This is a genomic window from Vibrio campbellii CAIM 519 = NBRC 15631 = ATCC 25920 (assembly GCF_002163755.1).
Classification (GTDB): Bacteria; Pseudomonadota; Gammaproteobacteria; order Enterobacterales; family Vibrionaceae; genus Vibrio; species Vibrio campbellii.
Window position 1 is genome coordinate 355923 of the sequence record NZ_CP015863.1, and the last position, 18726, is coordinate 374648.

An 18726-nucleotide genomic window follows, 5' to 3' on the forward strand; every position below is an offset into this window, starting at 1 on the left:
GTTCATTCCTCGGAAAATGCGTCTTAGATTGGTATTACTACGGGCTAAAAGTTAGCCGTAATAAGAAAGGAATCAAAATGCCAAACTTAGTTTTAGAATATTCCAACTCGGTCGATGAGCGTGTGAATGTTCAAGGCTTATTAGAAGACTTACACAAAGTGACTTTAGACAGTGGTTTGTTTGAGCTGGCGTCCGTTAAGTCTCGTGCACTTCGTTGCCACAATTGGCTGGTCGGGGAAGAGGGCGATAGTGTGGATTTTATTCATATCAACTTTGATTTACTAACGGGAAGAAGCCCAGAACAGAAGCGGGAATTATCAAGAGCACTGATGGTAGTCCTGCAAGAACAAGCGAGCCATGTTCGCAGTTTGACCGTGAATGTTCGAGATATGGATATTGATTGCTTCCAGAAGGTGGTAAATTAGACACACTAGATTTACTTAGTGCGGCCAAGGAGTTGTCGCACTTTCAATATGTTGAGTGTTTCGATGTCGATTAAAGAACTACTGTTTTCTTTCCAAGGTCGTATAGGCCGTAAAACTTACTGGGTGTGGAATATCATCTACTACATCATGATCTTGGGCTTCGGTGCAGGCATCAGTAAGTTATTCCCTGCGTTTTCTTATATTCTTCTGCCTATCTTCCTGCTAATTCTTCTTATCCCAGATTTGGCGATCACCACTAAGCGTTGGCATGACCGTAATAAGTCGATTTACTGGTTGGCGTTGAACATCCCGTTGATCATTGGCCGAGTCGCAACGCCAATGACAAACCCAGCAGCACAAGACCCATCGACACCGCAAATGATGATCGCTTCTATTTCTCTGATTTGTGGCCTATGGATTCTGGTGGAGTGTGGCTTCTTGAAAGGCACTACAGGTCAGAACGACTATGGACCTGAGCCGAAGTAAGCTCATTGGATATTGGACTCGTTGGACGTAGATTCTTAGTCTCGCTAGGGCTCGCTAGAATGACGGATTTCTTTTATTTAATAGTCGCTTAAAGTAACCGTCATTCTGAACAGCGAGGTACGAGCGTGATTCAGAATCTACTCACCGAGTGCTCCGAGTTTGAAGTAAGCTGACTTTGCTGGTGGGTCACAATAGGAAACCAAAACAACTCATTAAGGAGAATGAACCATCAACAAAACACCTTGCGTTTACATCCTAACTTCAAAAAATAACTCTGTTCTCTACATTGGTGTTACTAGTCGACTGCCCCAAAGAATATGGCAGCATAAAAACGGGATCGTTAAGGGTTTTACCAAGAAATATCATGTTCACAAGCTCGTTTACTTTGAGTGGTTCGAAGACATGGCTTTAGCCATAAAAAGAGAAAAGCAGCTGAAACAATGGAAGCGTGAATGGAAGTTAGATTTAGTGAGAGAATCTAACCCTGACTTTCTCGATTTATCCAATGAGTTTTAGTAAAAATCATCCCTACCTTTCAACGCCTTCAACTCAACCACATCGGCTTTTTGAGTTGGTGCAGACTCCCCTTGTAATGCTTCTCTAAATTTCACGACCTGTTTTTGTAGCTCATTCATCAACACAACATTGGTGTGGTTTGGGTTTTTGCAGTTATTAATGACTCTATCTATGTGACTTTGTTGTGCCCACAATCGTGGTTGCATCCGTTCTGAGGCACCTTCTATCATCTCTTTTGCCATATCATGACGAAACTGTTCAAAGGCTTCGGGATCGCGTTCTGCCATTTTTACCATCTCATCGAATGAGGGCAAAACTTGAGGCTTGTGGGTGCTTGCCATAACTATCTCCAAATCCATTGGATCTTGCTCCTAGTTACTAAAAGCTTAATCCATGTAGAAACGCAGGTAGAAGGAATGACAGCATCGTCTCACTAATAAGAGTGCATGTTCATAACTAAGTGGGAGTGAGTCGAGATATTAGGCTTGAATACGGTACACACAGCGGCGTTGACCACTGATGATGTGCTCGGCGCGTTCGATTTTGGTTTCATTGCCGAGAAGCGATTGGAAGACGTTGAGCTCAGATTGGCACAAGCTTGGGCAGCGAGTCGCAGCTTTACAAATAGGGCAGTGGTTTTCTATCAGAATAAAACCATGCTCATCTTGTTCCAGTTCGGCCATGTAGCCTTCTTGCTCACGCAGGGTAACCAGTGTCTGTAACTTGCTCTCTAGCGAGTCGCACTGCTCAAGGTGCTGTTGGTAGCTTTGTAGGGTGAGTTTTTCGCGTTCAGACGTGACTTTTTCCAATCCGTCTTTACCGAAGATATGCTCTACGGCCTCAATAAATTGAATGGTCAGTTCACCGTGGCGATCTGCAAATTGTTCATGACCTTTTTGTGTCAGAGACCAGTGACGAGTTGGGCGACCAACTTTGACTTTTACATCATGGATCGACAGGACGCCGTCATCTTCCAGACCTTGCAGATGCTGACGCGCACCCATGGTTGTCATACCCAGTTCAGAAGAGAGTTGTTTCGCAGTGACAGAGCCATCACGCTTAACGATTTGCAAAATCCTATCTACGGTCTTCATATACCCACCATTTATACGTCAGTACATATTATGCTCGATAGGGTTAGTAAAGAAAAGTGTTGACTTAATTTGTGTGTGGATTTGTTGGGTCTATGCTCATGCGAACAAATATATATCGCCATTCTGAACAGCGAGGAACGAGCGTGATTCAGAATCTATTGTCTGTTTGTACTGTGGTTTAAGGTGAGTAGGAAAGAATAAGGGGTTGCTGTGACTAGATCCTTAGTCTCGCTTGAGCTCGCTAGGATGACGAACTCTTTTGGTTTATAGCTTGATAAAGTAATCGTCATTCTGAACAACGAGGGACGAGGTGATTCAGAATCTATTATTCGTTGATTCTATAGCCTGAGTTTAGGCATAAAGATGGGGAGCTCGCTGGAACTAGATTCTTGCTCGCTAGAGTGACGTACTCTGATGATGACAAAGGAAGCGTAAATGACTTGCAAGGAAAGAAAGGCTCCAACTCAGAGTGAGTGGGAGCCTCCAATAATGCTTAAAGAATAATATCGCGTACTTCTGGATCTTTACGCTCTAGGTAGTGCGTAGACTTGATGCGACGAATAGTACGACAACGACCACGAATCAATAGAGTTTCTGTTGTTGCGATATTGCCTTGGCGAGAGATGCCCTCTAGCAGGTCACCTTTAGTAATCCCCGTTGCAGAGAAGACTACGTTGTCGCTGCGCGCCATGTCTTCCATCTTCAATACAACATTCGCTTTTACGCCCATCTCTTCACAGCGTTGTAGTTCAGCTACGCCGTAGATGCGGTTTTCTTCCGTATCACCTTTTACTTCGTGACGAGGAAGAAGGCGACCATGCATGTCACCGTCTAGTGCGCGAATCACTGCTGCAGATACTACGCCTTCTGGTGCGCCGCCGATGCAGTACATCATGTCTACTTCGCTATCTGGCATACAAGTTAGGATTGAAGCGGCTACGTCACCGTCTGGCACTGCGAATACGCGAACGCCCATGGCTTGCATCTCTGCGATCACTTCATCGTGACGAGGCTTCGCAAGCGTAATAACGACTAGCGTATCAAGAGACTTGTTCAGCGCTTTCGCTACGTTTTCTAGGTTTTCTTTAAGTGGCTTACCTAGGTCGATAACGCCTTTTGCTCCTGGGCCAACAACCAATTTTTCCATGTACATGTCAGGCGCTTTAAGGAAGCTGCCTTTCTCACCTGCTGCCAATACTGCCAGTGCGTTAGATTGGCCCATTGCGGTCATGCGTGTACCTTCGATTGGGTCTACTGCGATATCGACCTCGTCGCCACCAATACCCACTTGCTCACCGATGTACAGCATTGGTGCATCATCGATTTCACCTTCACCAATAACGATTTCACCACTGATGTCTGTTTTGTTCAGTAGGGTGCGCATCACTTCAACTGCAGCACCGTCCGCTGCGTTTTTGTCGCCACGGCCAAGCCATTTGTAACCAGCCAAAGCGGCACCTTCAGTAACACGGGAAAATGCCATTGCTAAATCGCGTTTCATGATGTCTCCAAGTAACAAGAGGGAAGAATAAGTTGCGCGGCGATTTTATCACATCGTCAGTTAAACGTTTGCCTTTTTGCTGAGCTTTTACTTTAACTAAGTTGAATTTGATCAATACTTGGGTGAGTTTAAGGGGTAGTGATGGGAAAATGCATTGCGCAAAAATGCTTCGATGATAAGAAAAGTCAGCGTTTAGTGAGATTGCGCCGATTTTTTAACCGAATGATGCAAAATATCGAATATAGTAAGTGTTTCTCGTCGCTACGCTGAGTAGAATGAACCTCATAGGTAAGGTGCAAGCGAATGCTCGCGCATCGTCCCAACGGAATAACAATAGGTAGGCCAAGATGTCTTTTGAAGTACTAGAACAACTAGAATCGAAAATTCAAACTGCAGTTGACACAATCACTCTTCTTCAGATGGAAGTCGAAGAGCTGAAAGAAGATAAAGTGAAGCTTGAAACAGAAGCAAACGAGCTTCGTTCTCAGCGTGAAGAGCTTGAGCAAAAATCTCAGCAAGCTCAACAAGAGCATGCTCAGTGGCAAGAGCGCATCCGTGCACTACTTGGCAAGATGGACGAAGTGGAATAATCCACTTAAGTATCCAGAATCAAAAACACCCGCTTCGGCGGGTGTTTGCGTATTTGGCGATGGGTTTTTAGCGAGTAGCTCGTTGCTAATAAAGGAATAGGGTTAGTTTAACCCTTCCTCTCCGTCGTCTTCTTCATCGAGCTCTAGGTCTACATTGAGTGGCTCAGGAGAAAGAATGATGCCAGTGCTGTCTGCGTAGATGTAATCTTCAGGTAGGAAGCTAACGCCGCCAAAGTTAACCGGTACGTCGATTTCACCGATACCTTGGTTTGCTGCCCCAACAGGGATAGACGCGAGTGCTTGGATGCCTAGGTTCATGTCTTCCAGCTCGTCCACTTCGCGGACACAACCGTAAACGACGATGCCTTCCCATTCGTTTTCTTCTGCAAGCGTCGCGATTTCTGCATCGATTAAGGCCCTGCGTAGGGAACCACCACCATCAATCAACAATACTCGTCCGATACCATCTTGTTCTAACGTTTCGCGGATCAGTGCGTTGTCTTCAAAACACTTAATCGTTGTCACTTGCCCGGCAAACGAAGCTCGTCCGCCAAAGTTACTGAACATCGGTTCAACCACGTCTACCTGATCAAGGTAGATATCACAGAGTGCTGATGTATTGTATTCCATAGCGTACCTTTCTAAACAGAAACTGTTGTCTTTGAGTATATCTAGGCATTAAGTCAATGCAATGACAATCCTTTTTTAACTCATTAGAGTTTGAGCTACCACAATTGTTGCAAATAAAACATTGGTAACCAGCGAGCACTTCACAACTACGGGCATCATTGGAGCGATTTGCGCAGGTTTCTCGGTATTCCAAACCGCTTTACCATGGTTCGCCACCACGAAAATGCTAATCAAGAATGGCAAGCTGATCCATACCGGTTTGTCTTGAATCAGCAGGTAAACAGCAAAAGCCAGTAGTGCGCCACCAAGTAAGATGAAGTGGTATTGTTTCGCTTTGCGTTGGCCAAGTCGAACCGCCATGGTGCGTTTACCACATTCGCTGTCGTTCTCGATATCGCGCATGTTGTTGATGTTGAGTACAGCTACTGCCAACAAACCACAACCTAGTGCTGGTAGGAATAGTGTCGCATCTACATGACCTGTGTGTAGGAAGTAAGTGCCAGATACACCAAGTAGGCCAAAGAAGATAAATACAGACAGGTCACCCAAGCCAACATAACCATAAGGCTTGCTGCCCATGGTGTAAGCAATCGCCGCGATAATGGCAAGAATGCCCAGACCGATAAAGGTAATGATACTTTCAAAAGAGCTCAGTGCATAAAACACTAAGGTTAAACCAGCAATGGCGGTCAGGATGATGTTGAAGATAATCGCTTTCTTCATTTGATCCGCTGTTACCGCGCCAGACTGCATCGCACGCTGAGGGCCCAAACGGTTATCGTTGTCTGTGCCTTGTACTGCATCGCCGTAGTCGTTCGCAAGGTTAGACAATATCTGCAGTAGCGTTGCGGTGACGAAGGCCATTACCGCGATGGCCAGCGAGAAGTGACCCGCAGAATAGGCGAGTACGCTACCGGTCAAAATAGACACCAGTGCGAGGGGTAATGTTTTTGGACGAGCGGCTTCAAGCCAGATCTGCAATGATTGTTTCATGGATATTTCGTGCTAGGAACCAATGTGCCCAGTATAAGCACAAAGCGCCCGTTACGCTATTGACCTGAAACAACTCAATTAAGAGTCAAAGACTTACGGAGAAGGAACACAGTTTCCATATTTGAGGTAATAAATGGCGTTTTTTGGGAAAGGGAAGGGTACGGCGCACGTTGTTACTAGATTCTTAGTCTCGCTGGAGCTCGCTAGGATGCCGAACTCTTTTGGTTTATAGCTTGTGAAAGTAACGGTCATGCGGAACGAAAAAGCCCAGAAGCATTATTCTGGGCTTTGGACTCTAGAGAGCGTTATTAAAGAATAAAGCGGCTTAGATCTTCATCTTCAATCGTATCGCCTAGGCGGTCTTTCACGTATGCCGCGTTGATGACGAACTTCTCACCGGCTTTTTCAGTCGCGTCGTAAGAAATCTCATCCATCAAACGCTCCATCACAGTGTGTAGACGACGAGCACCGATGTTCTCAGTGGTTTCGTTCACCGTCCATGCCGCTTCTGCGATTTGAGTGATACCGTCTTCAGTGAACTCTACATCTACGCTTTCTGTTTTCATCAGCGCAATGTATTGCTCAGTTAGAGACGCTTTAGGCTCTGTTAGGATACGTTTGAAATCGTTGCTGGTCAGCGCTTCAAGTTCTACGCGGATTGGTAGACGACCTTGTAGTTCTGGGATCAGGTCAGAAGGCTTTGCTACTTGGAATGCACCAGACGCCACAAACAAGATGTGATCTGTTTTTACCATGCCGTGCTTCGTTGATACCGTGCTACCTTCGATTAGTGGTAGTAGATCACGCTGAACCCCTTCACGAGAAACGTCAGGGCCAGAGCTTTCACCGCGCTTACAAATCTTGTCGATTTCATCGATGAATACGATGCCGTTGTTCTCTACGTTGAAGATTGCAGATTCTTTCAGCTCTTCTTGGTTCACCAGTTTCGCTGCTTCTTCTTCCGCTAATGCTTTCATTGCGTCTTTGATTTTCAGCTTGCGTTTCTTTTTGGTATCACCCGCTAGGTTTTGGAACATGCCCTGTAGCTGGTTAGTCATTTCTTCCATACCAGGAGGCGCCATGATCTCCACACCCATTTGCGGTGCAGCTACATCGATCTCGATTTCTTTGTCGTCTAGCTGGCCTTCACGTAGTTTCTTACGGAAGATTTGACGCGTATTCGATGTGTCTTCTTTTTGCTCAGATTGACCCCAAGAATCACGAGCTGGTGGCAGCAGCGCGTCTAGCACACGTTCTTCTGCTTGCTCTTCTGCGCGGAATTTTACTTTTTCCATCGCTTGCTGGTGAGTCATCTTCACAGCAACGTCGGTGAGATCGCGGATAATGGTTTCCACTTCTTTACCTACATAACCCACTTCAGTGAATTTGGTTGCTTCTACTTTGATGAATGGTGCGTTTGCCAGTTTCGCAAGACGACGAGCGATCTCTGTCTTACCTACACCAGTAGGACCAATCATTAGGATGTTCTTTGGTGTGACTTCGACACGCAAGCTTTCTTCAAGCTGCATGCGACGCCAGCGGTTACGCAGTGCAATCGCAACCGAACGTTTTGCTTTGTCTTGACCAATAATGTGGCGGTTCAGTTCATGAACGATTTCGCGAGGAGTCATTTCAGACATATTCTTTCCTTACTTCGTTACGATTACGCTTAAGCCGTTGGCTTAGGAAGCTCTACTGTAGATTCTAGTTCTTCTACAGTGTGGTGATGGTTGGTGAATACACAGATATCGCCAGCAATGTTCAGTGCTTTCTCTGCGATTTCGCGTGCGTCTAGGTCCGTGTTTTCTAATAGTGCAGTTGCGGCTGCTTGTGCGTATGCGCCGCCCGAGCCAATGGCGATCAGATCGTTTTCTGGCTGAACCACATCACCGTTACCAGTGATGATTAGGGAAGCAGTTTCATCCGCTACCGCCAGTAGGGCTTCTAGTTTGCGAAGTGCACGGTCGCTACGCCAGTCTTTTGCTAGCTCTACAGCCGCCTTAGTTAGGTGGCCTTGGTGCATTTGAAGTTTGCTTTCGAAGCGCTCGAATAGGGTGAAGGCATCCGCGGTACCGCCAGCAAAGCCAGCAAGTACTTGGTTGTTGTATAGGCGGCGAACTTTACGTGCGTTGCCTTTCATTACGGTATTACCTAGCGACACTTGGCCATCACCCGCGATGACGACTTTATTGTTTCGACGTACAGATACAATGGTAGTCACAGTCGACCTCTTAATTATTTCTCTTTGGATTTAATTAAGTATATGGGGCAAGTGAGTGGGGGATTCAAGGGGGCGAAAAGAAAGGCCCTAGGATCTTAGCTCCTAGGGCCTGTGTTTAAAGATTTTCTTTCCAAATTGCACATGGCTCAATCTTGGCGCGTTGCAACTTGTGGCGCTCTTTCTCTGCATCACGCTTGAACTTGTATGGACCAAGCACTACGCGATACCAAGAGCTGCCTTCTTTTTTAATCACACGGCTGCTCATTCCTTGGAAGGCAATGGCGAGCTTACGCTCCTCTGCCTGACTTTGGTTTTTGTATGCACCACACTGCATCACATAAGGTACTTTGGATACCTGAATTTCTTTAGCGACGACTTCTACCTCACGCTGTGGTAGAGATTCTACGTATTCCCACTTTTCTTCTGGTGGAGGTGGAATGTCTTTCTTCGGCTTTGGTTTGCTGATGGTATTCGTTACAGGCTTTTCTGCCACAACGGTTTGTTCAGGTTCTGGATCTGAGCTCAATAAATACAGGCCATAGCCGAAACCGCCCACGAGCAATATTGCCAGTAGACCACTACGCCAAGGTTTTTTTCTTGAAGGTTGTTTTTTTGTCGACTTCTTCGGAGCGCCGCGTCCGCGTCTTACATAATCTCTATTTGCCACGGTTACTTCTGGTCATCAAGGATTCTGGCAAATATGTTAATCCAGAATGCGACGAGAAAACACCCTAATTAGATAATCTTGTTAGCTACGTACAGGAAAGTCGGCATTAAAAAGCGACGCTAAATGCGTCGCTTAGAATGAAATGGTTGTTGCTGTGGAAGAGTTTTCTTATCGAAGTGGCGGTGGCGCTGCACTGCCACGCACAACAAGTTTGGTCTCGAGTAGGCGAGAACCAGAATGCACGTCGTGACCTTTAAGCAATTCAAGCATCATCAACATCGCTTGGCGACCGATCTCATAACGAGGTTGAGAGATGGTGGTTAGCGGTGGATCGCAATATTGAGCGAACTGAATGTCATCAAAGCCGACAACGGACAGGTCTTGAGGAATACGCAGACCTAGGCGCTTCGCTTCTTGAATAGCACCAATTGCCATGGTGTCACAGTGACAAAATAGAGCGGTCGGTGGCTCTGGAAGCTCAAGCAGTTTACGCACGGCTTGTACTCCGCCGTCAAAAGAGAAGTCGGCAATAACGGTGTATTGCTCCTCTTTATTAATACCCGCACGACGCAGTGCTTGTTGGTAACCTTGGTGGCGGAACTGACACAGAGCAGCAGAGTCTGGACCAGAGATCTGAGCAATACGCTTATGACCTAACTGAGTAAGGTAGTTCACTGCTTCAAATGCTGAAGTTAGGTTATCGATATGAACGGTTGGCAGTTCCAACTCTGGAGCAAATTCACACGCCATCACCATAGGTGGCAGGTTTTTCTGTTCAGGCTTGCTGACATCAAACGGCAGATCAGTACCAAGCAAAAGCATACCATCTGCTTGTTTAGTAAAGACTAAGTTAACAAACGAGCTTTCACGCTTTTTCTGCTGACCACTGTCGCCCAATAGAACAAGATAGCCGTGTTCCATTGCTGCATCTTCAATACCACGAATGATCTCTGAGAAGTACGGGTCGCAAATGTCCGGTACGATGGTGACAATGGTTTTTGATTCATTTCTGCGTAAGTTACGAGCTAATGAATTTGGTGAATAACCAGCTTCTAGTACGGCATCTTCCACTCTCTTTCTTGTTGAAGAAGAGACTTTTTCTGGATTCATTAATGCTCTTGATACCGTCGCAGTAGATACCCCTGCAAGCTGGGCAACATCCTTCATTGTCGCCATAGTTTTTACCCTCTTAAAATATTCGCCAAGGTGACGTTTGTCATTGTTCTAATTGAAGCCTATGTGACTGATCCACTTTAGACTTTACTAATTTGAATAGTCTATTCATTTCTAAAGGGAAAGTTACGGTCTGTTTAACAAAAATTGCAATCCTAATGTGAATCTCATCACATTAAAAGGCAATTCATTACATGGTTAAACGTTTGCTAGCTGAGATCCTGTGGCTCTATGTCTAAATTCCAGCGAACTTTCTTGGCATTTGGCAACAACTCAATAGCAGGTTTCGCACTGGTTAATAACTTTTGCATCAATGAGCGATGCTGAGTTTGCAGTAAAAGCTGCCATCGATATTTGCCAGCGCGCTTAGCCAGTGGTGATGGTGTCGGCCCCAACACCATGCAGCTATCATCGAACAATGGGTGCGATTCAAGGGTAAAACGTACCTGACGTAAAAAGTCTTCGACCACTTCGCTTTGGTTGGCTTCTGCTTTAAATAAGGTCAAGAAGCTATACGGTGGCAGTTGGGCGAGTTTACGCTCTTCCAATGCGGTCATAGCGAAGTGGCGATAGTCTTTCTGCAGTAGAGCTTGCAGTAAACTGTGTTCTGGGTGGTGAGTTTGCAATATCACTTCACCGGGTTTGCTTGCGCGACCTGCGCGACCTGCGACCTGAATAAACAGTTGAGCCAGTCTCTCGGAGGCGCGGAAGTCACTACTGTAGAGGGAACCATCAACATCGAGTAGCGCAACAAGCGTCACATTTGGGAAGTGGTGACCTTTTGCTAACATCTGCGTGCCAATCAGAATTTGGTATTCGCCTTTACGAATCGATTCGAGCGCATCTTCTAGGCTACCTTTACGGCGCGTGCTGTCTCTATCAATACGAATGGCTTTGTATTCTGGGAAGAGCTCGGCCAGTTGCAACTCAAGCTGTTCGGTACCCACACCCACAGTGACCAACTGAGTCGAACCACAACCTTGGCATTGATTAATGACAGGCTGCTGTGAGCCACAATGGTGACAGCGAATCTCATTGCTGTATTGGTGGAAGGTGTAGTAAGCATCACAGCGTTTACATTCCGCAATCCAGCCACATTCATGGCACATTAACGCCGGTGAGAAGCCGCGACGGTTTAAGAACAGCATCACTTGGTTGCCCGCTTTTAGATGTTTGCGCATTTCAGCGATCAATGGCGCGGATAAGCCACTGTCTAGATAGAGGCCTTTAACATCTAGTACCTTGTTAGTGGTCGGAACGGCAGAACCGGCGCGTTGTGTCAGAGTTAAATGGTGGTACTTGCCCGTTAGTGCATTGTGTAGTGTTTCTAAGGCTGGCGTGGCAGAGCCGAGGACAATAGGCACTTGCTCTTTATGTGCACGCATCACCGCAACATCACGAGCATGGTAGCGTAGGCTATCTTGTTGTTTATAAGACGAGTCGTGTTCTTCATCGACAATGATAATGCCAAGATCAGCAAAAGGCGTCAGTAGGGCAGAACGCGTACCAATAATGATGCCAGCGGCTTTGTCTCGCGCAGAAAGCCAGGCGTTGAGTCGCTCGGTATCATTTAACCCAGAGTGAATGACATCCACAGGCACATTGAAGCGACGCTTGAAGCGGTTAATGGTTTGGGGAGTCAGGCCTATCTCAGGGACGAGTACCAAAGCTTGCTTACCTTGTTCAAGTACTGGCTTAATGAGGTTAAGGTAAACTTCGGTTTTGCCGGAACCTGTAACGCCCTCTAGTAAATAGCAGGCAAAGCCAGTTTGGCTGTTTACGCTAGCAATCGCCAGAGCTTGTTCGTGGTTGAGCTCTGGTTTTTCAACATCGAACTCAACTTGTTGGCCCCACTTAGTGATCGTCGGCTTTTTCTCTATGCGTTCGACCCAGCCTTTCTCTTCCAAAGACTTAAGTACGGTAGAGCCAATTTCTTGGTCGATGAACTCTTGGTGTGGCACTGAACCATTGACCAGCATCTGCAAAGCACGCTGTTGCTTGACTGCACGCCCTAAGCCTTGCATCAGCTTATCTTTACCCGACGCAGTGATTTGCCACTCTTGTAATGTCGCGAAATCCGCAGGTTTTCCCTTACGCAGGGCAGCTGGCATTGCATTATGAAGTGTGTCACCAAGTGGATATTGGTAAAACTGGCTACACCAAGTCAGTAAAGAATAGAGTTTTTCTGGCCAAACTGGTTGGGCATCTAATACCGCTTTAATCGCTTTCAGTTGCTCTTTAGGAAAGTCTGAATGATTAACCATTGCTGTCACGATGCCAACCAAAGTCTGCCGACCAAAAGGCACAGAAACGCGTCCGCCAATCACAGGGAAAAGGTGACTAGGTATGAGATAGTCAAACTGTTTGTCGAGCGGGACTGGCAGTGCTACTCGGGCGATGGATGGACGCATAGAATCTTTACTATATAAAAGAGGGAAGAGGGCTATAGTCTATTAAAACGCGTTAAGAAATTCGAGCAATCTGCATTTCGGGTAACTTGATTCCCTTCAGTACTAAAGTACTGGTGAAAAAAGTGGCGAAAAAGTTGCCAAATGTGTTGATCCTAGTCTAGTGATTCATTACTATACTGCGCCTTAGATATGGCTTCGGCATTTGGTCGATGCGGTATCGCACTTTTATTTTTCATTACGTGTGGTGTGCGGCTTAGATTCGTATAGCGACACGGCCTACAATTGAGGTTATCCCATGAAAGCTGGTATCCACCCAGAATACAAAGCAGTATCTGCTACTTGTTCTTGCGGCAACTCTTTCGAGTTCAAGTCAACTCTAGACAAAGAGTCTATCCACCTAGACGTATGTGACAAATGTCACCCATTCTACACTGGTAAGCAACGTATCGTTGATACAGGCGGCCGTGTTGATCGCTTCAACAAGCGTTTCGGTGCCCTATCAAGCAAGAAGTAATAGCCAGCGCTATTATTCCTGTTTAAAAAAGGACGCTTCGGCGTCCTTTTTGTTTATTTGCCCATCGTAAAATAGGCGATTTGGCGTAAAAACCGGGATAAGCCGAGTGGTTGAATTTTGTTCGATTATTTTTCACTCAGCTCTTGCATCCTAAAGTGTGATCTGTATAATGCGTCGCACTGGTTAAGCCAGTTGTGAACCAATGAGCAATGAGGAGCGAGCAAGTCTTCGGATTTGCAAGGTAATGTAGACTCAGCTTATGTTCGCGGTTAATACAATTAGCTATCTTTTCTTCGGAAAAACTATCCCCAGACGTGACTCTGGCATATAGGGATAGTTAATCGAAAATTAACTGACAATGCGTCCTAATCTTGGATGCTACGGTTTCACATAAATCAATCGGCATTCTCTCGTCTTGACGAGTTTGAGTGGCGATATTGTTTGTGTAATTTTTAATATTGGAGCTCTGTCTCATGCAGAACCAACGTATCCGTATCCGCCTAAAAGCATTCGATTACAAACTAATCGACGCTTCTACAGCGGAAATCGTTGAAACAGCTAAGCGCACTGGCGCACAGGTTCGTGGTCCAATCCCACTGCCAACTCGTAAAGAGCGTTTCACAGTTCTTATCTCTCCACACGTTAACAAGAAAGCACGTGACCAGTACGAAATTCGTACTCACAAGCGTCTAATCGACATCGTTGAGCCAACAGACAAAACTGTTGATGCTCTAATGCGTCTAGACCTTGCTGCGGGCGTTGACGTTCAAATTAGCCTAGGTTAAGGGAGATTAGAAGAATGATTGGTCTAATCGGTCGTAAAGTGGGCATGACCCGCGTATTTACTGAAGACGGCGTTTCTATCCCAGTAACAGTTGTTGAAGTTGAAGCAAACCGTGTTTCTCAAGTTAAAACTCTTGAGACAGATGGCTACGCTGCAATCCAGGTAACTGCTGGTTCAAAGAAAGCTAACCGTGTAAACAAAGCTGAAGCAGGTCACTTTGCTAAAGCTGGCGTTGAAGCTGGTCGTGGTCTTTGGGAATTCCGTTTGGAAAACGGTGAAGAGTTCGCAGTTGGCGCTGAGCTAACAGTTGAACTATTCAACGAAACTAAGAAAGTAGACGTTACTGGTACATCTAAGGGTAAAGGTTTCCAAGGCGCTGTTAAGCGTTGGAACTTCCGTACTCAAGATATGACTCACGGTAACTCATTGTCTCACCGTGCACCGGGTTCAATTGGCCAATGTCAAACTCCAGGTCGCGTATTTAAAGGCAAGAAAATGGCAGGTCACATGGGTGCTGAGCGTGTAACGACTCAAAACCTAGAGATCGTACGTGTTGACGCTGAGCGCAATCTGCTTCTTATTAAAGGTGCAGTACCAGGCTCAACAGGTGGCAACGTGATCGTTAAACCAGCTGTTAAAGCATAACGTCTCAGGAGTAAGTAATGGAACTAATGGTTAAAGGTGCTGATGCACTAACTGTTTCCGAAACTACTTTCGGACGTGAGTTTAACGAAGCTCTTGTACACCAAGTAGTTGTTGCATTTGCAGCAGGTGCTCGTCAAGGTACTCGTGCTCAAAAAACACGTTCAGAAGTTTCTGGCGGTGGCGCTAAGCCATGGCGTCAAAAAGGTACTGGCCGTGCGCGTGCTGGTACAATCCGTAGCCCAATCTGGCGTACAGGTGGTGTTACTTTTGCTGCGAAACCACAAGATCACAGCCAAAAAGTTAACAAGAAAATGTACCGCGGTGCTATGAAGAGCATTCTTTCTGAGCTAGTTCGTCAAGAGCGTCTAATCGTTGTTGATAACTTCTCAGTTGAAGCGCCAAAGACTAAAGAGCTAGTTGCTAAGCTTAAAGAGCTTGAGCTAACTGACGCTCTAATCGTGACTAGCGAAGTAGATGAGAATCTATTCCTAGCTGCTCGTAACCTATACAAAGTTGACGCACGTGACGTTGCTGGTATCGACCCAGTTTCACTAATCGCGTTCGACAAAGTTGTAATGACTGCTGAAGCAGTTAAGCAAGTTGAGGAGATGCTAGCATGATCACTGAAGAGCGTATCCTAAAAGTTCTACGTGCTCCGCACATCTCTGAAAAAGCAACTATGGCAGCTGAGAAAGCGAACACTATCGTTTTCAAAGTAGCTAAAGATGCAACTAAGAAAGAGATCAAAGCAGCTGTAGAAAAGCTTTTTGAAGTTGAAGTTAAGTCTGTAAATACTCTTATCACTAAGGGTAAGACCAAACGTCAAGGTCTACGCCAAGGTCGCCGCAGCGACGTTAAGAAAGCGTACGTTACTTTGAAAGAAGGTCAAGATCTTGACTTTGTTGGCGGCGCGGAATAACAGGAGTAGTTAAAAATGGCTATTGTTAAATGTAAGCCGACTTCCCCTGGTCGTCGTCACGTTGTTAAAGTTGTTAACGCTGACCTACACAAGGGCAAGCCATACGCACCTCTTCTAGAGAAAAACTCTAAGAACGGTGGTCGTAACAACAACGGTCGTATCACAGTACGTCACATCGGCGGTGGTCACAAGCACCACTACCGTGTAGTTGACTTCAAACGTACTAAAGACGGTATCCCAGCGACAGTTGAGCGTCTAGAATACGATCCAAACCGTAGCGCAAACATTGCTCTAGTTCTTTACAAAGACGGTGAGCGTCGCTACATCCTAGCACCTAAAGGTGTTAACGCGGGTGATGTTATCCAATCTGGTGTTGATGCACCGATTAAAGCTGGTAACACTCTTCCAATGCGTAACATCCCAGTAGGTTCAACTGTACACAACGTTGAACTAAAACCTGGTAAAGGTGGTCAGCTAGCTCGTTCGGCTGGTGCTTACGCTCAAATCGTTGCTCGCGACGGTGCGTACGTAACTATCCGTCTACGTTCTGGCGAAATGCGCAAAGTTCTTTCTGAAGGCCGTGCAACAATCGGTGAAGTTGGTAACTCTGAGCACATGCTACGTGAACTTGGTAAAGCTGGTGCTTCACGCTGGCGCGGCGTACGTCCAACCGTACGTGGTGTAGTAATGAACCCGGTTGATCACCCACACGGTGGTGGTGAAGGTCGTACATCTGGCGGTCGTCACCCAGTATCTCCTTGGGGTATGCCAACTAAAGGCTTCAAGACTCGTAAGAACAAACGCACTGACAAGTACATCGTACGTCGTCGTAACAAGTAATCTATATAAAGAGGAATCGCCATGCCACGTTCTCTCAAGAAAGGTCCATTTATTGACCTACACTTGCTGAAGAAGGTAGAGAAAGCGGTGGAAAGCGGAGACAAAAAGCCACTTAAGACTTGGTCCCGTCGTTCAATGATCATCCCATCGATGATCGGTTTGACCATCGCTGTCCATAATGGTCGTCAGCACGTACCTGTTTTCGTAACCGAAGAAATGATCGGTCACAAACTAGGTGAATTCGCACCAACACGTACTTACCGCGGTCACGCTGCGGATAAGAAAGCTAAGAAGCGTTAAGGAGTAAATAATGGAAGCTATTGCTAAACATAACTTTGCTCGCATTTCGCCTCAGAAAGCTCGCTTAGTTGCGGATCTAATTCGTGGTAAATCTGTTGACCAAGCTCTAGAAATCCTAACTTTCAGCAACAAAAAAGCTGCTGTTCTAGTTAAGAAAGTTCTAGAGTCTGCTATCGCTAACGCGGAGCACAACGAAGGTGCAGATATTGACGATCTGAATGTCGCAAAAATCTTTGTAGATGAAGGCCCAACCATGAAGCGTATTATGCCTCGTGCTAAAGGTCGTGCGGATCGTATCTTGAAGCGTTCAAGCCACATCACTGTTGTTGTAGCAGATCGCTAGAGACTAGGAGAGTAAGCAATGGGTCAAAAAGTACATCCTAATGGTATTCGTCTTGGCATCGTTAAGCCTTGGAATGCTACATGGTTTGCTAACACCAAAGATTTCGCTGACAACCTAGACGGCGACTTCAAGGTACGTCAGTTCCTAACTAAGGAACTACAAAAAGCGTCTCTTTCACGCATCGTTATCGAGCGTCCTGCTAAGAGCATCCGTGTGACTATTCACACTGCTCGTCCAGGCGTTGTAATCGGTAAGAAAGGTGAAGACGTTGAGAAACTACGCGCAGCTGTAGCAAAAATTGCAGGTGTACCAGCGCAAATTAACATCGCTGAAGTACGTAAACCTGAACTTGATGCACAACTTGTTGGTGACAGCATCGCGTCTCAACTAGAGCGTCGTGTTATGTTCCGTCGTGCTATGAAGCGCGCGGTACAAAACGCAATGCGTCTAGGTGCTAAAGGCATCAAAGTAGAAGTAAGTGGTCGTCTAGGCGGCGCTGAAATTGCACGTTCTGAGTGGTACCGTGAAGGTCGTGTACCTCTACACACTCTACGTGCTGACATTGATTACGCAACTTCTTCGGCTCACACTCAATACGGTGTGATCGGCATTAAAACTTGGATCTTCAAAGGTGAGATCCTAGGTGGTATGCCAGCAGCTAACGCTGTAGAGCCTAAAGGCGACAAGCCTAAGAAGCAGCGTAAAGGCCGTAAGTAAGGAGTCGACAGATGCTACAACCTAAACGTACTAAGTTCCGTAAGGTTCAGACAGGTCGTAACCGTGGTCTAGCTAAAGGTACTGATGTAAGCTTCGGCGAATTCGGTCTTAAAGCTGTTGGCCGTGGTCGTCTAACTGCTCGTCAAATCGAAGCGGCACGTCGTGCAATGACACGTCACGTTAAGCGTCAAGGTAAAATCTGGATCCGTGTGTTCCCAGACAAACCAATCACAGAAAAACCACTTGAAGTTCGTCAAGGTAAGGGTAAAGGTAACGTTGAGTACTGGGTAGCCCAAATCCAACCTGGTAAGGTTATGTACGAAATGGGTGGTGTACCTGAAGAATTGGCTCGTGAAGCGTTCCGCCTAGCGGCTCGTAAACTGCCATTCAAAACTACATTTGTAACTAAGCAGGTGATGTGATGAAAGCACAAGATCTACGCGAGAAAAGCGTTGAAGAGCTTAACGCTGAGCTATTGAATTTGCTACGTGAACAGTTCAACTTGCGCATGCAAGCTGCAACTGGTCAGCTACAGCAAACTCATACTCTGAAAGCTGTACGCCGTGATATCGCACGTGTGAAAACTGTTTTGACTGAGAAGGCAGGCGCATAATGAGCGAAGTAAAACGTACTCAACAAGGTCGTGTTGTTAGCGACAAGATGGACAAGTCTATCGTAGTTGCTATCGAGCGCATGGTTAAACACCCAATTTACGGTAAATTCGTAAAGCGCACGACTAAAGTACACGCACATGACGAGAACAACGAGTGTGGCCTAGGCGACACAGTTGAAATCGCAGAGTGTCGTCCTCTGTCTAAGACTAAGTCTTGGACATTGGTAAAAGTCCTAGAAAAAGCGAAGATCTAATCTTCTTTATTCTATGATTAAAAACGGCTCCAAAAATAATTTTTGGAGCCGTTTATTTTTTGACTACCCAATTGAAAAAAAGGGTGGTAC

Annotated in this window: 25 protein-coding genes and 1 pseudogene; 16 read left to right on the plus strand and 10 right to left on the minus strand. The window is 46.0% G+C overall.

Translation table 11 applies throughout. The features are described from left to right. Nucleotides 1–77 precede the first annotated feature (77 nt). From A8140_RS01735 to A8140_RS01745, 3 genes are all read left to right on the plus strand, one after another. Complete coding sequence (locus A8140_RS01735; protein WP_005528522.1) at nucleotides 78–425, plus strand: 5-carboxymethyl-2-hydroxymuconate Delta-isomerase; 348 nt, start codon at nucleotides 78–80, stop codon at nucleotides 423–425. 63 nt (nucleotides 426–488) lie between these two features. Then, complete coding sequence (locus A8140_RS01740; protein WP_005528524.1) at nucleotides 489–911, plus strand: DUF805 domain-containing protein; 423 nt, start codon at nucleotides 489–491, stop codon at nucleotides 909–911. Nucleotides 912–1163: 252 nt separating this feature from the next. Next, complete coding sequence (locus A8140_RS01745; RefSeq protein ID WP_414826140.1) at nucleotides 1164–1427, plus strand: GIY-YIG nuclease family protein; 264 nt, start codon at nucleotides 1164–1166, stop codon at nucleotides 1425–1427. On the opposite strand, the gene A8140_RS01750 is transcribed toward A8140_RS01745, so the two are convergent. From A8140_RS01750 to glpX, 3 genes are all read right to left on the minus strand, one after another. Beyond that, nucleotides 1424–1786 carry a DUF3135 domain-containing protein gene (locus tag A8140_RS01750; protein WP_005528526.1) on the minus strand — a complete coding sequence of 121 codons (363 nt, stop codon included), beginning with the start codon at nucleotides 1784–1786 and terminating at the stop codon, nucleotides 1424–1426. The genes A8140_RS01745 and A8140_RS01750 overlap by 4 nt on opposite strands. Nucleotides 1787–1906: 120 nt before the next feature. Continuing rightward, complete coding sequence (locus A8140_RS01755; RefSeq protein ID WP_005528527.1) at nucleotides 1907–2521, minus strand: helix-turn-helix transcriptional regulator; 615 nt, start codon at nucleotides 2519–2521, stop codon at nucleotides 1907–1909. A 493-nt stretch (nucleotides 2522–3014) separates the two neighbouring features. Further along, nucleotides 3015–4022, minus strand: a complete 1008-nt coding sequence (gene glpX, locus A8140_RS01760) for a class II fructose-bisphosphatase (RefSeq protein WP_005528528.1) — start codon at nucleotides 4020–4022, stop codon at nucleotides 3015–3017. Between the two features lie 347 nt (nucleotides 4023–4369). Here glpX and zapB point away from each other — a divergent pair, with 347 nt between their 5' ends. Next, complete coding sequence (gene zapB, locus A8140_RS01765) at nucleotides 4370–4612, plus strand: cell division protein ZapB (RefSeq protein WP_005428165.1); 243 nt, start codon at nucleotides 4370–4372, stop codon at nucleotides 4610–4612. A gap of 102 nt (nucleotides 4613–4714) precedes the next feature. Here the strand turns inward: zapB and rraA are convergent, their stop codons facing one another. From rraA to priA, 7 genes and pseudogenes are all read right to left on the minus strand, one after another. Beyond that, on the minus strand, nucleotides 4715–5242 hold the full coding sequence (rraA, locus tag A8140_RS01770) for a ribonuclease E activity regulator RraA (RefSeq protein WP_005528529.1): 528 nt from the start codon (nucleotides 5240–5242) through the stop codon (nucleotides 4715–4717). A gap of 75 nt (nucleotides 5243–5317) precedes the next feature. Then, the gene (locus A8140_RS01775; protein WP_005528530.1) at nucleotides 5318–6235 is read right to left on the minus strand and encodes a 1,4-dihydroxy-2-naphthoate polyprenyltransferase; all 918 of its coding nucleotides are present in this window, start codon (nucleotides 6233–6235) and stop codon (nucleotides 5318–5320) included. 308 nt (nucleotides 6236–6543) lie between these two features. Beyond that, the gene (gene hslU, locus A8140_RS01780) at nucleotides 6544–7875 is read right to left on the minus strand and encodes an HslU--HslV peptidase ATPase subunit (RefSeq protein WP_005528531.1); all 1332 of its coding nucleotides are present in this window, start codon (nucleotides 7873–7875) and stop codon (nucleotides 6544–6546) included. A 29-nt stretch (nucleotides 7876–7904) separates the two neighbouring features. Continuing rightward, nucleotides 7905–8456: an ATP-dependent protease subunit HslV gene (gene hslV / locus A8140_RS01785; RefSeq protein ID WP_005435051.1), complete on the minus strand. Its 552-nt coding sequence runs from the start codon at nucleotides 8454–8456 to the stop codon at nucleotides 7905–7907. Nucleotides 8457–8571: 115 nt separating this feature from the next. Beyond that, a complete protein-coding gene (locus A8140_RS01790) occupies nucleotides 8572–9123 on the minus strand; it encodes an SPOR domain-containing protein (protein WP_005528532.1) in 552 nt (183 codons plus the stop codon). A gap of 168 nt (nucleotides 9124–9291) precedes the next feature. Further along, nucleotides 9292–10302: pseudogene (gene cytR, locus A8140_RS01795) on the minus strand (DNA-binding transcriptional regulator CytR); the annotation flags it as partial. A 203-nt stretch (nucleotides 10303–10505) separates the two neighbouring features. Next, nucleotides 10506–12707, minus strand: a complete 2202-nt coding sequence (gene priA, locus A8140_RS01800) for a primosomal protein N' (RefSeq protein ID WP_005528533.1) — start codon at nucleotides 12705–12707, stop codon at nucleotides 10506–10508. A 295-nt stretch (nucleotides 12708–13002) separates the two neighbouring features. Between priA and rpmE the strand changes: the two genes are divergently transcribed. The 12 genes from rpmE (at nucleotide 13003) to rpsQ (ending at nucleotide 18636) form a co-directional block, all read left to right on the plus strand. Continuing rightward, the gene (gene rpmE / locus A8140_RS01805; protein WP_005429947.1) at nucleotides 13003–13221 is read left to right on the plus strand and encodes a 50S ribosomal protein L31; all 219 of its coding nucleotides are present in this window, start codon (nucleotides 13003–13005) and stop codon (nucleotides 13219–13221) included. Between the two features lie 473 nt (nucleotides 13222–13694). Continuing rightward, the gene (rpsJ, locus tag A8140_RS01810) at nucleotides 13695–14006 is read left to right on the plus strand and encodes a 30S ribosomal protein S10 (RefSeq protein WP_004410492.1); all 312 of its coding nucleotides are present in this window, start codon (nucleotides 13695–13697) and stop codon (nucleotides 14004–14006) included. A 14-nt stretch (nucleotides 14007–14020) separates the two neighbouring features. Next, a complete protein-coding gene (gene rplC / locus A8140_RS01815; protein ID WP_005435072.1) occupies nucleotides 14021–14650 on the plus strand; it encodes a 50S ribosomal protein L3 in 630 nt (209 codons plus the stop codon). Nucleotides 14651–14667: 17 nt separating this feature from the next. Next, complete coding sequence (gene rplD, locus A8140_RS01820; RefSeq protein ID WP_005435074.1) at nucleotides 14668–15270, plus strand: 50S ribosomal protein L4; 603 nt, start codon at nucleotides 14668–14670, stop codon at nucleotides 15268–15270. Then, a complete protein-coding gene (gene rplW, locus A8140_RS01825; protein WP_004398471.1) occupies nucleotides 15267–15569 on the plus strand; it encodes a 50S ribosomal protein L23 in 303 nt (100 codons plus the stop codon). Before rplD ends, rplW begins: the two co-directional genes overlap by 4 nt. A 15-nt stretch (nucleotides 15570–15584) precedes the next feature. Then, nucleotides 15585–16409, plus strand: a complete 825-nt coding sequence (gene rplB, locus A8140_RS01830; RefSeq protein WP_005528534.1) for a 50S ribosomal protein L2 — start codon at nucleotides 15585–15587, stop codon at nucleotides 16407–16409. Nucleotides 16410–16430: 21 nt separating this feature from the next. Continuing rightward, nucleotides 16431–16709 carry a 30S ribosomal protein S19 gene (gene rpsS, locus A8140_RS01835; protein WP_005431614.1) on the plus strand — a complete coding sequence of 93 codons (279 nt, stop codon included), beginning with the start codon at nucleotides 16431–16433 and terminating at the stop codon, nucleotides 16707–16709. A 10-nt stretch (nucleotides 16710–16719) separates the two neighbouring features. Then, nucleotides 16720–17052: a 50S ribosomal protein L22 gene (rplV, locus tag A8140_RS01840; protein ID WP_005528535.1), complete on the plus strand. Its 333-nt coding sequence runs from the start codon at nucleotides 16720–16722 to the stop codon at nucleotides 17050–17052. 18 nt (nucleotides 17053–17070) lie between these two features. After that, nucleotides 17071–17769, plus strand: coding sequence for a 30S ribosomal protein S3 (gene rpsC, locus A8140_RS01845; protein WP_005435080.1), 699 nt, complete (start codon nucleotides 17071–17073; stop codon nucleotides 17767–17769). A gap of 11 nt (nucleotides 17770–17780) precedes the next feature. Further along, nucleotides 17781–18191, plus strand: coding sequence for a 50S ribosomal protein L16 (gene rplP, locus A8140_RS01850; protein ID WP_005379577.1), 411 nt, complete (start codon nucleotides 17781–17783; stop codon nucleotides 18189–18191). Next, complete coding sequence (gene rpmC, locus A8140_RS01855; protein ID WP_004410456.1) at nucleotides 18191–18382, plus strand: 50S ribosomal protein L29; 192 nt, start codon at nucleotides 18191–18193, stop codon at nucleotides 18380–18382. Before rplP ends, rpmC begins: the two co-directional genes overlap by 1 nt. Next, nucleotides 18382–18636 carry a 30S ribosomal protein S17 gene (gene rpsQ / locus A8140_RS01860; protein ID WP_005435082.1) on the plus strand — a complete coding sequence of 85 codons (255 nt, stop codon included), beginning with the start codon at nucleotides 18382–18384 and terminating at the stop codon, nucleotides 18634–18636. Before rpmC ends, rpsQ begins: the two co-directional genes overlap by 1 nt. Nucleotides 18637–18726: the final 90 nt, after the last annotated feature.